Source organism: Vibrio sp. EA2 (assembly GCF_033042495.1).
Classification (GTDB): domain Bacteria; phylum Pseudomonadota; class Gammaproteobacteria; order Enterobacterales; family Vibrionaceae; genus Vibrio.
This window is the reverse complement of record NZ_JAWLID010000010.1, coordinates 123366-137451: the sequence shown is the minus strand read 5'-3', so window position 1 is coordinate 137451 and position 14086 is coordinate 123366. Positions and strand designations below refer to the sequence as shown.

Here is a 14086-nt window from a genome sequence, read left to right as displayed (position 1 = left end):
ATTAAATTAAGTGTGAGTCAGTCGCACGCCTGGGGAAGTGAAAGCTTCCCCTTTTTTCCCTCTATTTATTACATTCTCCATCAGCGTCATTACTAGGAACTCTAAAACCTGAGAATATTTCCGTCATTCCGAGGAACCCCAGCGACATCAGGAATCTGCGTACAACAAGAATGCAGCTCAAGTAAACAATGTTAGTGCAGCACACTCGGGAATAAGTGGCTCTTTTATGATGAGTTAGTACAGAGCGAAAGATCAACTGGTAACAATATAGAGATCATGATACTCTTCGCCTCCATTTTTCTGGCGGGATTATCACCAATATCCATCCCTTTGGTGGTTAATTCAACAAGGCCAGTGCTATCGTTATAAGACTGTCGCGACTTTGCGTCGGCACTCAATCAATCCAATCAATAGTGGAACAGTACAATGGGCAAAGGTACTCTCTATATCGTATCTGCACCTAGCGGCGCAGGTAAATCTAGCTTGATCTCAGCAATGTTGGAGCGTAATCCAACATACGCAATGAAAGTGTCTGTGTCTCACACCACTCGTGATATGCGTCCTGGTGAAGAAAATGGTATCCACTACCACTTCGTCGCAAAAGAAGAGTTTGAAACTCTCATTGCGCAAGGTGACTTCCTTGAATACGCTGAAGTGTTTGGCAACTACTACGGTACGTCTCGCGTATGGATTGAAGAAACGTTAAACAAAGGTATCGACGTATTTCTGGATATCGACTGGCAAGGTGCACGACAAATTCGTGAGCAAATGCCAGAAGCGAAAAGCATCTTCATCCTGCCGCCATCAAACGGCGAGTTAGAGCGTCGCCTGAACGTGCGTGGCCAAGACAGTGATGAAATCATCGCTAAGCGCATGGCAGAAGCTAAGTCAGAAATCTCGCATTACAATGAATACGATTACGTAATTGTAAACGACGACTTCGATACCGCGCTGGTGGACTTTAAAGCCATTCTTCGCGCAGAAAGATTGAAGGAAGAAAAGCAAGCTGCTAAATATAAAGGTATGCTTGACGCGTTATTAGCAGAGTAACTTCCATATAATAAGTACACTGTAAAACACCAAGAATTTTGCTTCTTTGCGCCTATTTTTTCGCAGCAAAGAGCAGACAATAAAATCCCCGAGAAAGCCCACGTGCAGTGGCCTGTCTAATTGCTAGTAAATAAAGCAGTTAGGCTGTATACTTTCTCGTCATTCTAATATTTTAGTTAACTAATTGGAGTCCTCATGGCACGCGTAACTGTTCAAGACGCTGTTGAAAAAGTTGGCAACCGTTTCGACCTAGTACTGATTGCGGCTCGCCGCGCTCGTCAAATGCAAACTGGCGGTAAAGATGCACTAGTGCCAGAAGAGAACGATAAGCCAACGGTTATCGCGCTTCGCGAAATCGAAGAAGGTTTAATCACGAAAGAAGTTCTCGACGCTCGTGAACGTCAAGAACAACAAGAGCAAGAAGCGGCAGAGCTAGCGGCAGTAAGCAGCATCGCTCACAACCGTTAATTCTGACTCGAGAATTCAACAACCTCCCGGGCCTATAATTTGTATCTATTCGATAGCCTCAAAGACGTTGCCCAAGAATACCTAACAGAGCCTCAGATTGAGGCTCTGCGTCAATCTTATGTGGTAGCGCGAGATGCCCATGAAGGGCAAACCCGTTCTAGCGGTGAACCATACATCATCCACCCTGTCGCTGTGTCTCGAATCCTGGCAGAAATGCGTCTGGATATCGAAACCCTCCAAGCTGCTCTATTGCATGACGTCATCGAAGATTGTGATGTCAGCAAAGAAGATCTCGAAGAGCAATTCGGTAACACCGTGGCTGAGCTGGTTGATGGTGTATCTAAACTGGACAAACTCAAATTCCGTGACAGGAAAGAGGCTCAGGCTGAGAACTTTCGTAAGATGGTTCTGGCCATGGTGCAAGACATCCGCGTAATTCTGATCAAACTGGCCGACCGAACGCATAACATGCGCACGCTTGGCGCGCTTCGACCAGACAAAAAACGCCGTATCGCCCGTGAAACCCTAGAGATCTATTCACCACTGGCTCACCGTCTTGGTATTCACAATATCAAAACCGAGCTGGAAGAATTAGGCTTTGAAGCGCTTTATCCGAACCGTTATCGCGTCTTAAAAGAAGTGGTCAAAACGGCACGTGGTAATCGTAAAGAGATGATCCAACGCATCCACAGTGAAATCGAAGGTCGTCTGCAAGATGTCGGTCTGAGTTCACGCGTTGTGGGTCGTGAGAAGAACCTGTTCTCTATCTATAACAAGATGAAAACCAAAGAGCAGCGCTTCCACACCATCATGGATATCTACGCATTCCGAGTGGTTGTCGACACCTCTGATACCTGTTATCGAGTACTGGGTCAGGTGCACAGCTTATACAAGCCACGCCCGGGCCGTATGAAAGATTACATCGCGGTACCAAAAGCCAACGGCTACCAATCTCTGCATACTTCTATGGTCGGCCCTCACGGTGTACCCGTAGAAGTACAGATCCGTACCGAAGATATGGATCAAATGGCAGATAAAGGTGTGGCTGCACACTGGTCTTACAAAGACAAAGGCGATAAATCTGGCACAACAGCGCAAGTGAAAGCTCAACGCTGGATGCAAAGCCTACTTGAACTGCAGCAAAGCGCGGGTAACTCGTTCGAATTCATTGAAAACGTAAAATCGGATCTGTTCCCAGACGAAATTTACGTCTTCACACCAAAAGGCCGTATCGTCGAGTTACCGCTTGGCGCAACAGCGGTTGACTTCGCCTACGCCGTGCATACTGATGTCGGTAACTCTTGTGTTGGTGCTCGTGTTGATCGTAACCCTTACCCACTGAGTAAGGCACTGAAAAACGGTCAAACGGTCGAGATTATCAGTGCGCCGGGTGCTCGTCCAAACGCAGCCTGGCTGAACTATGTCGTGACTTCACGTGCTCGTACCAAGATCCGCCAGGTTCTGAAGACCATGCGTCGTGAAGAGTCGATCACCTTAGGTCGCCGCTTGCTGAACCATGCACTTGGTCGCCACTCTATTGACTCGATTTACCCGGAAAACATCCAGGAAGTTCTGACAGACCTTCGTTTAGAAAGTACTGATGACTTGCTGGCTGCAATAGGTTTAGGTGAGTTAATGAGTATTGTCATTGCACGTCGTCTGCTTGGTGATACCGAAGAGCTGACCACAACCAGTTCGATTCCAGCCGACTCGAAGAAAAAGCTGCCGATTCGTGGCGCAGAAGGGCTATTGCTGACGTTTGCAAACTGTTGTCACCCGATTCCGGATGACCACATTATTGCTCACGTATCACCGGGGCGTGGTCTGGTTGTTCACCGTGAAACCTGCCCAAACGTACGTGGTTACCAGAAAGAACCGGACCGCTACATGGCCGTTGCCTGGTCTGACGATTACGATAAAGAGTTCATCGCAGAACTTAAAGTCGATATGCTCAACCACCAGGGTGCGCTTGCTGAGTTAACCAACGTGATTTCGAAAACAGGCTCAAATATTCATGGTCTGTCTACGGAAGAACGCGATGGTCGCCTGTATACCGTCACGGTACTACTGACCACAAAAGATCGTGTTCATCTTGCTGGTATCATGCGTAAAATCAAAGCGATGCCCCAGGCGACACGAGTCAGACGCAGAAGAAAATAATAACCTCCATCGCCACCTACTCCGCTAGGTGGCGATTTTTTATGTGCCTATCACTATGAACCTAGAACGTTACCACCGTATCCACCAAGTCCTGAAAGCACGCCAGACCGACCTGACCTTATGTCTTGAGGAAGTGCACAAACCAAATAACGTCTCAGCCGTGATCCGTACTGCCGATGCAACTGGCTTACACAAAGTCCACGCCATTTGGCCGGATAAGATGCGTACCTTAAGCCACACCTCTGCTGGCGCCCGAAACTGGGTAGAAGTGGACACTCACGACTCTATCGCAAGTGCCGTAACAGAATTAAAAGCACAAGGCATGCAAGTCCTGGTGACAAACCTGTCAGACACGGCGGTCGACTTCCGTGAAATCGACTACACCAAGACAACAGCGATTATCCTAGGCAGCGAGAAAGTGGGCGCTTCGGAACAAGCGAAACAGCTCGCCGATCAGGACATCATCGTCCCAATGGTCGGCATGGTGCAGTCTCTTAATGTTTCTGTGGCAAGTGCGGTGATTTTGTATGAAGCTCAGCGTCAGCGTCAGGCTGCTGGTATGTACGACCGTGAAGAAAGCGCTCTGCCGAAAGAGACGATTAACCGAATTCTGTTCGAACGCGGCCATCCGGTTCTGGCCAAAGTAGCCAAACGTAAAGGCCTCGCTTATCCGCCACTCGACGATGAAGGTCAAATCATCGCCGACGAGGCATGGTGGCAAGAGATGCAGAAGAAGTAAAAAAGATCCTAGGTTCTAGAATCCTAGGTCCTAGAAAGCGTTGCAGGGAGCACGGTGAAAAATTCAAAATCAGGTATCTGTTGCCTTGGAATACGGAACGCTTCGCTTACGGAATACAGAGAGGTAAATGTGTGCATAATCTGTATTCCGTAATCTGTAATCCAAAACAACAAGCACGAACACCTAATGGAGGACCACCGTCTCAACAAACTCCTCTAGAACCTAGGACCTTTCTTTTACCTAGGTCCTCCAAAAAACTTTTCCTGTACAAAAACACAGCTCCGTGGTTAACATACTGCAATGTTAACCATTTTCTGAGCCCACTATGTCTGCCCAACTGTTATCTGCTGTCCCATTAACTTCCCTATCCGGGGTTGGCGCGAAAGTCGCAGAAAAACTGGCCAAAGTCGGCTTGCATTCGGTTCAGGATTTACTGTTTCATCTGCCACTTCGTTACGAAGATCGTACCCGTATTTATCCTATTGCTAAGCTTCATGCCGGACTGTGGGCGGCGGTACAAGGCAAAGTGATGGCGGTGGATACCACCTTCGGTAAACGTAAAATGCTTACGGTAAAAATCAGTGATGGTAACGGCACCATTACGCTGCGTTTTTTCAATTTTACCGCGGCGATGAAGAACAACTTTTCTCAAGGTAAGTTAGTACACGCTTACGGGGAAATAAAGCGTGGTGGAATGGGTTTGGAAATCGTCCACCCAGATTACAAGTTCTATATCAGCGAACAAAAGCCAGATGTAGAACAAAGCCTCACGCCCGTTTATCCAACCACAGATGGCCTAAGACAAATCACCCTGCGTAACCTGACTGAACAGGCGTTAGCGTTATTGGATAAAGCCGCGGTGCAAGAGTTACTGCCCGCGGGTTTATACAATCACCAAATCACTATGTCTCAGGCGCTGCACACCATTCACCGACCGCCCCCAACGATCAACTTGGATGAGTTCGATGAAGGTAAACATCCGGCACAAATCCGTCTGATCATGGAAGAACTGTTGGCACAGAACCTTTCTATGCTGGCTGTACGCAGTCAAGGACGGAAAGATATTGCTTTGCCTCTTGCACCTTGTGAAAAACTCAAAAACCAACTGCTGACACAACTGCCGTTCTCACCAACCAACGCTCAGGCACGAGTGGTAAAAGAGATTGAAGCCGATCTGGAGAAGCCTCACCCGATGATGCGCCTTGTTCAGGGCGATGTAGGCTCAGGGAAAACCCTCGTCGCGGCACTGGCTGCGGTTCGAGCTATCGAGCACGGTTATCAGGTTGCACTAATGGCACCCACTGAGCTGCTAGCCGAACAGCATGCCATCAACTTTGCCAACTGGTTTGAATCAATGGGAATCCAAGTGGGCTGGCTGGCAGGTAAGTTAAAGGGTAAAGCCAAAGAAGCCGAGCTCGCACGCATTGCCAGCGGTGAAGCGCAAATGGTAGTGGGTACTCACGCTCTGTTTCAGGAGCATGTTGAATTCCATCATCTGGCACTGGTGATTATTGATGAACAACACCGCTTTGGCGTCCACCAGCGATTAGAGCTACGCGAGAAAGGTGCCAAGCAAGGCGCTTACCCACATCAGCTCATCATGACCGCTACTCCTATCCCGCGCACTCTAGCGATGACTGCATATGCCGATTTGGAAACCTCAGTAATTGACGAATTACCACCGGGCCGAACTCCGATTCAAACCGTAGCGATTCCCGATACCAAACGCGACGACATCGTGGAGCGAGTACGCCACGCCTGTCTCAACGAAGGTAAGCAAGCCTACTGGGTGTGTACACTGATTGATGAGTCTGAAGTATTGGAGGCACAAGCTGCCGCTGATACTGCTGAAGAACTGCAACGCAAGCTGTCTGATGTGAAAATTGGCTTAGTTCATGGCCGTATGAAGCCCGCAGAAAAACAAGCCGTGATGCAGGACTTTAAAGACAACAAACTGCACCTGCTCGTCGCCACAACCGTTATTGAAGTCGGTGTGGACGTACCAAACTCAAGCCTGATGATCATCGAAAACCCGGAGCGACTCGGTTTAGCACAGCTACACCAGCTAAGAGGCCGTGTTGGACGAGGCTCAGTCGCCAGTCATTGTGTTCTGCTTTATCATTCACCGCTATCAAAAACCGCACAAAAACGTCTCGGTGTACTACGTGAAAGCAACGACGGCTTTGTGATTGCGCAGAAAGACCTGGAGATCCGTGGCCCTGGTGAGCTACTGGGAACCAAGCAAACCGGTCTGGCAGATTTTAAAATTGCGGATTTGGTACGAGATCAGCGCTTAATACCTGAAGTTCAACGCATAGCTCGCCATATTCACGACAATTATCCTACTAATGCCACGGCGATCATCGATCGTTGGTTAGGCGAACGAGACATTTACTCCAAAGCATAATCCGCAACTCACACTAACTTCAGCGGCAGTCTTACCGTTTGTATTATGTAAGACTGCTTTCATATCTGCTCTAGCTCTCATTAAGCACAACGCAACTCGACTTTAGCGCAAAATTACGACAATTTAGATGTTGAACTCTAAAAATCGGTTTTACTTAAAATACAAACGCCTATAACTCCAAAATTTAATCAACGTCATCAAGGATAGATGCATGAAAAAACAGACTGTGCTTGCGGTTATCGCGGCATTGGTTGGCTCCGTACACCCTACATCTTTTGCCGCTGAAAATGGACAGAGTGCCATTGTAAAATCTGCGGAGCGTTTTGCTAAAAGCTCCGCTTACTTCAACCCTAAGATCTCGCCAGACGGAAAGCACTTAGCTTTTGAATCCAGTATCGACGGCAAGGATGCGCTCGTCATACTCGACAGTAAAACCATGCAACCAAGCAGTGTGTTACGTTTCGTTGGTAATGAACAAGTTGGCGATTATCATTGGGTGAATAACGATCGCATCGTGGCTTCCAAAGAATATTTAAAGAGCTGGTCTATACAGCCACGAAATTATGGTGAATTAGTTTCAATCAATGTCGACGGGAATAAATACGCTTATCTATTTGGTTACAACCCACCACAGTCGAGTAAGTTAGTGCGATCTTCGTCTGGTATCACGGCTTTTGGTACAGTTCTCGATACCTTGCCAAATGATGAACGGCATATCTTAGTTTCTGCCTTACCAATGAAACAGCATCGACTGGATGCCGAAACGCCAAGAGAGGTCTATCGAGTCAACGTATACAATGGCAAACGCTCAAAGCTCATAACGGCTCCAGTTGCCTTTAGCCAGTTCCTCACTGACCATGATGGCGAAGTACGATTTGTGTCGGGCTTCAATAACAGTAACAAACTGGAACTGTTTTATCGCGTTAACGATGAATGGAAGAGCTCCGAGAGCGTCAACTCACTGAATCAGTACACAGAGTTTCACCCCATCTCTTTTGCTGAAAATCAAGACTCGGTGTATGCCGCCGTCAGTCATTTCGGTGAACCAAAGGCCATTCATCACTTAAACCTCAAGACCGGTGAAAGTCGCAAAGTCGTCTCGGATGCAAAGGTGGATCCGAAGCAACATTGGTTAGACCCAGACTCAAAACAGCTCTACGCGGTAGAATTTGAAAGCGACTACCCAACCTATGCGTTTGTCGATCCCAAAAACAAACGCAGTGAATACCTCAAGCAAATCCTGGAGTCTCTGCCTGGCCATCAAGTTCGGTTAGTCAGCGAAACAAAAGCTGGCGACACGTACGTTATCATGGCATTTAATGACAGAAACCCAGGTGATTACTATCTTTTCACTACCGAGCCAAAACAAATTCGCTATCTATTCTCCGCACGAGAATGGCTAGACCCTGCCAAAATGGCCGAAGTACAGCCATTTGAGTTTACCAGCCGTGATGGTAAAACTCTTTCAGGATATCTCACCCTTCCTCCTAATACTGAGGCTAAAAACTTACCTCTCATCGTCAATCCGCATGGTGGTCCACATGGTCCCAGAGACTGGTGGCGCTTTACGGAACAAAACCAGTTTCTCGCCAGTCACGGTTATGCGGTAATGCAAGTGAACTTCCGTGGCAGCGGCGGTTTTGGTAAACAATTTGAGGCCGCAGGTTATCGCAAGTGGGGGACCAATATTCAATATGACATTATTGATGCCACTCAACATATCATCGCTGAAGGCATTGCCGATAAGGACCGCGTGTGTATTTCGGGCGGAAGCTTTGGTGGATACAGTGCGCTGCAGTCGGCAACTATTGCTCCAGAGCTTTTTCAGTGCGCAGTCGGAACCGCTGGTGTCTACGACCTGGAGCTGATGTTCGAAGAAGGGGACGTACCAGATACCCAGATGGGATTGAGCTTTTTAAGCGAGGTTTTGGGCACCAACCCAACCATTCTCAAATCTATGTCTCCAACCCACAATGCCGACAAGCTAAAAGCTTCGATTCTATTGGTGCATGGCGGGAAAGATCAACGCGCGCCTATTGCACATTTTGATGCGATGGCTAAGGCATTAAATAACCTCAACTACCCTTACGAGTCTTTTGTTCTGGATGATGAAGGCCATGGCTTCTACAAAGATGAGCACAGAGCAAAATACTATGCCCGTGTTCTCAACTTCTTCGATAAACATCTGAAAAACTGATCAGACAAAAAATTAAAAGGCGATAGCAACCCCGTTATCGCCTTTTTCTCCCCTACTGGCAATCGTTTGCTTTTTAAATAAATCACTCTATAATCGCGCACAAATTATAGGGTCTGTTGACCTAAAACACTCCGAGTTGACACTGATTAACAGCAATCACAGATCAAAACGTCAGCTCCTCCCAGGGCTCCCATTCAGCGAGCGCTGGGTAATAAATATTGCGACAAGCGAGACAAACCATGACAACTTCAAACCGATCGTCGGAACTGGTCTATCAATTAAATGATCGTCCACCACTGCCACAAACCATTTTCGCTGCCATTCAGCACCTGCTGGCGATGTTCGTTGCAGTGATTACTCCTTCATTGATCATCTGCCAATCGTTGGGCGTACCAGCCGATCAAACCAACACCATAATTAGCATGTCCCTGTTTGCGTCCGGTGTATCATCATTTATTCAGATCCGCACTTTTGGCCCGATAGGCTCTGGCCTGTTATCAGTACAAGGCACCAGCTTTAACTTTTTAGGCCCAATCATTGGTGCAGGCTTGTCATTGAAAGCGGGCGGTGCCGACATCAGCACCATGATGGCCGCCATTTTCGGCACAATTTTGGTGGCTTCATTCGCGGAAATTCTGCTGTCCCGAGTCCTTGAGCACGCACGCCGTATCATTACTCCACTGGTTTCTGGCATTGTGGTGACTCTGATTGGTCTGACACTAATTCAGGTTGGATTGGTCTCAATGGGTGGAGGTTATGCCGCATTGGGTGATGGTACATTCGGTAGCCTGGACAAACTAGCTCTGGCTGGCACAGTGCTGGGTCTTATCGTTATTCTGAACCGCTCAAACAACCCTTACATTCGCGTTGCTTCTATTGTGATTGCAATGCTGGTTGGCTATATCATTGCCTACTTTATGGGCATGGTAGACACATCACAGCTAAGTGAGACCAACCTGGTTGCGCTGCCAATCCCAATGCAATACGGCTTGGCGTTTGACTGGTCGTTGTTTATTCCACTGGTACTGATCTTCTTCATTACCGCGCTGGAAGCCATCGGCGATATTACCGCAACATCAGAAGTATCCGGTGAACCAGTTAAAGGTCCGGTTTACATGAAACGCATCAAAGGTGGCGTACTAGCAGACGGTTTAAACTCAGCGATCGCTGCAGTCTTTAACAGCTTCCCGAACTCTACGTTCAGCCAAAACAACGGCATTATCATGCTGACTGGTGTCGCAAGCCGTTACGTGGGTTACTTCATTTCAGGTATGTTAGTTGTACTTGGTTTATTCCCTGGTGTGGCGAGCTTTGTTCAGTTGATTCCTGAGCCTGTACTTGGCGGCGCAACCATCGTGATGTTTGGTACGATTGCCGCAGCAGGTGTGCGTATTATCTCTCGTGTTGATCTCGACCGCCGTGCGATTTTGATCATGGCACTGTCCTTTTCGATGGGCCTTGGTATTGCTCAGAAGCCAGAAATTCTGCAATTTATGCCAGAGTTTATTAAGAGCATCTTCTCGACAGGCGTTGCTGCGGGCGGTATCACCGCAATCATCTTGAACCTGTTATTGCCAGAAAAACTGGAAGATGAAGAGTCTGAAGCTGAAGAGATTAAAGAATCCTGAACTGATCAATAGGATAATAAAAAAGCCCAACTTAGATTCTCGGTTGGGCTTTTATTTTGCTCGTTAGTAACGCCTTCTTTGTCGGATTACTTAGTCGGGAAGCTGATTTGTGCGATTAAGCCACCTTCACTACGATTTCGCATCACAACCGATCCCGAATGCTGGCTGACAATGCGCTTAACGATCGCCAAGCCCAGGCCAGTCCCTTCACTGCCTCGAGCGGTATCGCCACGTGTAAACGGTTCAAATAGTTTGCCGACCTGCGCTGGATCAATACCAGGGCCATTATCTTCCACCGTGACCCACACAAGTTTATTATCAGCCGTCATGCCCGTCGACACTTTAGCCCAGCCATTGCCATAGCGAACCGCATTCACTACTAAGTTAGTCACAGCACGTTTTATTGCAATCGAATTACCCAGAGCAGGTTTGATAGATTCTTCAATTTTAGTCTCAATTTCCCGTTCATCACTGCCTTCTGAACTTGCGACATCACACACAATGTCGTTCAGGTCCACCGCCTCAAACGTCTGATTATTCACTGGTTTAAGGTAGTCCATAAACTGGCTGATGATTTCATTACACTCTTCCGTATCGCTGATGATGCCTTCAGCGAGATAGCTTTCCTCTGGTGACATCATTTCTGTCGCGAGACGAATTCGAGTCAGAGGGGTTCGTAAATCGTGGCTGATCCCCGCCATCAATAAAGCTCGGTCTTCTTCCAGCTCCTGAATACCTTTCGACATCTGATTAAAAGCACGGGTCACCGCGCGAATTTCTAACGCGCCTTTCTCTGGTATCGGGGGCGGTATCTCACCTCGCCCAACCCCCTTAGCGGCTCTTTCTAACGCCAGTAACGGTCGGTTTTGAAAACGAATAAATAGCCAGCCACCAGCGATAATCAGCAATGCCATGATCAGACTGTTACGAAAAAGCGGCGCAAAATCCTCTTCTTGAAGCTCTGAGAGTGGGATACGAATAAGCGAGTTTGGTAGCTTGTCGATATGCATCCACAAGATGTAACTCTCCTCGCCCAACATCAAACGTACTTCAGTCGGGGAGTCCAGTTCCTGAGTCATTTCTTCCGACATCAATTCAATCGACATCGCATGATTAAACTCGTCCGCCCTTTCACTATTAATACTGTGAACCGTTACACCCAGTCTTTCTAATAACTGGCGTCGTAATGGTGCTTCAGATTGAAGTTCTCCGTCGGCATCCAGGACCAGGTTGAGCTCATGGGCGAGAATTTTGTTGAACTGCTGCAGGCTCGGCATTAACGCATAATTGAAAACGGCATAATAAGAGAAAACTTGGCTAGCGAGAAGCAAAGAGATAAATAGCAGAATAGATTGAGTAAGAGAGCTTCGGATTCGCATGGACAGTTCCTGGTGATCCTAACAGAGTGTTGCTAAAAGAATGTGCCTAATCGAGACTTTCCGCCCTCATACAGGAGATGCAAGAGGACGGAATGTACAGACAAATATCGGAGTGCAGTTACGCGAATTAGACTTCTTTGCCGTCTGGGACAAATACGTAGCCCAAGCCCCATACCGTCTGGATGTAACGTGGTTTACTCGGGTCATCTTCCAACATACGACGAAGACGAGAAATTTGTACGTCAATAGAACGTTCCATTGCCGAATATTCACGACCACGAGCCATATTCATCAGCTTGTCACGCGACATCGGCTCACGCGCGTTGGTGACCAAGGCTTTTAGTACCGCAAACTCACCGGATGTTAATGGCATTGCTTCTTCACCATGGAACATTTCACGCGTCCCGAGATTCAAACGGAACTCACCAAATTCCACCACTTTTTCTTCTGTGCTTGGTGCGCCCGGAAGCTCAATGGTTTGACGGCGTAATACCGCTTTAATGCGAGCCAGGAGCTCTCGCGGGTTAAATGGTTTTGGCAGATAATCGTCCGCTCCCACCTCTAAACCAACAATGCGATCAACTTCGTCGCCTTTTGCGGTCAGCATCAAGATAGGTAACATGTTGTTCGCGTTACGTAAGCGGCGACAGATAGATAAACCGTCTTCACCTGGCAACATCAAATCCAGCACCATTAAGTGGAAGTTTTCACGCGTCAGTAAGCGATCCATTTGTTCGCCGTTGGCAACACTACGAACCTGAAAACCTTGCTCAGAAAGGTAACGCTCTAAAAGAGCACGTAAACGAGCATCGTCATCAACCACTAAAATTTTATGATTTTCCTGCATTGAAACATCCTTTCAGAAGCATGTATTGTCGAAAATGTACCACTGTTTATTCAAACGTGCTTGAGCAAATTGTTACTCTTTTTATCTTAGCTGATCTTTTGACACATTATTTCTGATATTCAGTGCCGATATTGAGCGAAGTGATTGCTCAAACTGGAAAAAACGCCGCCTATTTAATGCAGGTTATTGGTTCAGATCCCACTCTGGTTCACTGCTGACTTGCAACTTTTCCTTGTGCTGACTCTTTTCAATTTCCGCATGCAATTGCTGGCGCTGCTCCTCGCGAACACATTCACGTTGCACCGAAGCAAGCGCACGCTCCAGCCCTTCGATATGTTGCTCTTTACCCTGAACTTTGGCGTATTCAAGTTGCTGTTCGACGGCAAATGCTTTTGCATCACACCCTTTTAGCTCTTCTTGGGAAAACGCAGAAAATGAACACCCTACGGTTAAAACGGTGCCACTAATCACTGCTCTCATCATTTATGTGCTCCTTTAAAAGCGCTCAATGTCTTTCGTCTCAGGATGAATGAGGATGTCGGTTAAACATGGCCAGAACATTCGCTCACAGACCCGCGACTCTAACTAGGGTTTGTCGCATCTGGACTGGATAGGTTGTACTCAATCGAGTTAATAAACCACTCTTTCTCGCCTTCTGGCGTCTTAACCGTAAACTCTTCATCGACTTGTTTTTTTAGCATCGCTCGCGCCATGGGTGAGTCGATAGAAATATAACCTTTAGCATCGCCATAAATCTCTTCCGGCCCGACAATTCGAAACTTCTTCACATCACCCGCTTCATTCTCGATCTCTACCCACGCCCCGAAAAAGACTTTGCCTTCCTGTTGGGGTGAGTAGTCCACGATGGTCACTTCAGGTAAAAACTTTCTGAGAAAACGAACGCGACGATCGATTTGGCGCAATAATCGCTTATTGAAGGTGTAATCTGCATTTTCAGAACGATCGCCCAGGCTGGCCGCCCAAGTAACTATCTTGGTGATTTCTGGACGTCTTTCGTTCCAGAGGTAATCGTGTTCTTGTTTGAGTTTGTTATAGCCTTCACGCGTAATCAGCTTAGTTTTCAATTTTTCTCCTTGGGAGACGGGTGGTTTTCGTTTGATTTATGCCCCGGCTCTAATTCTGAGATTATATCAATCACAGTACGTAAAACACGGGGCGACGTTGGCATTCAGCCGACAAATTGACTGAGT

At 47.4% G+C, this 14086-nt stretch carries 11 protein-coding genes; 7 read left to right on the top strand and 4 right to left on the bottom strand.

The window, feature by feature from the left end; translation table 11 throughout:
• Positions 1 to 426: 426 nt before the first annotated feature.
• From gmk to RXX31_RS18360, 7 genes are all read left to right on the top strand, one after another.
• Positions 427 to 1050: a guanylate kinase gene (gmk, locus tag RXX31_RS18390; protein WP_317591160.1), complete on the top strand. Its 624-nt coding sequence runs from the start codon at positions 427 to 429 to the stop codon at positions 1048 to 1050.
• A 195-nt stretch (positions 1051 to 1245) separates the two neighbouring features.
• On the top strand, positions 1246 to 1518 hold the full coding sequence (gene rpoZ / locus RXX31_RS18385) for a DNA-directed RNA polymerase subunit omega (RefSeq protein ID WP_005379346.1): 273 nt from the start codon (positions 1246 to 1248) through the stop codon (positions 1516 to 1518).
• Between the two features lie 39 nt (positions 1519 to 1557).
• Positions 1558 to 3678 (top strand): bifunctional GTP diphosphokinase/guanosine-3',5'-bis pyrophosphate 3'-pyrophosphohydrolase, encoded by a 2121-nt coding sequence (gene spoT / locus RXX31_RS18380; protein WP_317591159.1) that lies wholly within the window; start codon positions 1558 to 1560, stop codon positions 3676 to 3678.
• Between the two features lie 55 nt (positions 3679 to 3733).
• Entirely contained in the window at positions 3734 to 4417 is a 684-nt protein-coding gene (gene trmH / locus RXX31_RS18375) for a tRNA (guanosine(18)-2'-O)-methyltransferase TrmH (RefSeq protein ID WP_317591158.1), read from the top strand.
• Between the two features lie 325 nt (positions 4418 to 4742).
• Positions 4743 to 6824, top strand: a complete 2082-nt coding sequence (gene recG / locus RXX31_RS18370; protein WP_317591157.1) for an ATP-dependent DNA helicase RecG — start codon at positions 4743 to 4745, stop codon at positions 6822 to 6824.
• Between the two features lie 211 nt (positions 6825 to 7035).
• Positions 7036 to 9021, top strand: coding sequence for a S9 family peptidase (locus tag RXX31_RS18365; protein WP_317591156.1), 1986 nt, complete (start codon positions 7036 to 7038; stop codon positions 9019 to 9021).
• 239 nt (positions 9022 to 9260) lie between these two features.
• Positions 9261 to 10649, top strand: a complete 1389-nt coding sequence (locus RXX31_RS18360) for a uracil-xanthine permease family protein (RefSeq protein ID WP_317591155.1) — start codon at positions 9261 to 9263, stop codon at positions 10647 to 10649.
• An 86-nt stretch (positions 10650 to 10735) separates the two neighbouring features.
• Here RXX31_RS18360 and envZ read toward each other — a convergent pair whose 3' ends face one another.
• The 4 genes from envZ to greB form a co-directional block, all read right to left on the bottom strand.
• The gene (gene envZ / locus RXX31_RS18355; protein ID WP_317591153.1) at positions 10736 to 12028 is read right to left on the bottom strand and encodes a two-component system sensor histidine kinase EnvZ; all 1293 of its coding nucleotides are present in this window, start codon (positions 12026 to 12028) and stop codon (positions 10736 to 10738) included.
• A gap of 127 nt (positions 12029 to 12155) precedes the next feature.
• Positions 12156 to 12875: a two-component system response regulator OmpR gene (gene ompR, locus RXX31_RS18350; protein ID WP_317591152.1), complete on the bottom strand. Its 720-nt coding sequence runs from the start codon at positions 12873 to 12875 to the stop codon at positions 12156 to 12158.
• A 183-nt stretch (positions 12876 to 13058) separates the two neighbouring features.
• On the bottom strand, positions 13059 to 13358 hold the full coding sequence (locus RXX31_RS18345) for a DUF1090 family protein (RefSeq protein WP_317591151.1): 300 nt from the start codon (positions 13356 to 13358) through the stop codon (positions 13059 to 13061).
• Positions 13359 to 13456: 98 nt separating this feature from the next.
• Entirely contained in the window at positions 13457 to 13960 is a 504-nt protein-coding gene (greB, locus tag RXX31_RS18340) for a transcription elongation factor GreB (protein ID WP_317591150.1), read from the bottom strand.
• Positions 13961 to 14086: the final 126 nt, after the last annotated feature.

Bases quoted from the DNA above. Each gene is read 5' to 3' on its own strand.
- gmk (WP_317591160.1), top strand. From the start codon at position 427: ATGGGCAAAGGTACTCTCTATATCGTATCTGCACCTAGCGGCGCAGGT.
- rpoZ (WP_005379346.1), top strand. From the start codon at position 1,246: ATGGCACGCGTAACTGTTCAAGACGCTGTTGAAAAAGTTGGCAACCGT.
- trmH (WP_317591158.1), top strand. From the start codon at position 3,734: ATGAACCTAGAACGTTACCACCGTATCCACCAAGTCCTGAAAGCACGC.
- recG (WP_317591157.1), top strand. From the start codon at position 4,743: ATGTCTGCCCAACTGTTATCTGCTGTCCCATTAACTTCCCTATCCGGG.
- RXX31_RS18365 (WP_317591156.1), top strand. From the start codon at position 7,036: ATGAAAAAACAGACTGTGCTTGCGGTTATCGCGGCATTGGTTGGCTCC.
- RXX31_RS18360 (WP_317591155.1), top strand. From the start codon at position 9,261: ATGACAACTTCAAACCGATCGTCGGAACTGGTCTATCAATTAAATGAT.
- envZ (WP_317591153.1), bottom strand. From the start codon at position 12,028: ATGCGAATCCGAAGCTCTCTTACTCAATCTATTCTGCTATTTATCTCT.
- ompR (WP_317591152.1), bottom strand. From the start codon at position 12,875: ATGCAGGAAAATCATAAAATTTTAGTGGTTGATGACGATGCTCGTTTA.
- RXX31_RS18345 (WP_317591151.1), bottom strand. From the start codon at position 13,358: ATGATGAGAGCAGTGATTAGTGGCACCGTTTTAACCGTAGGGTGTTCA.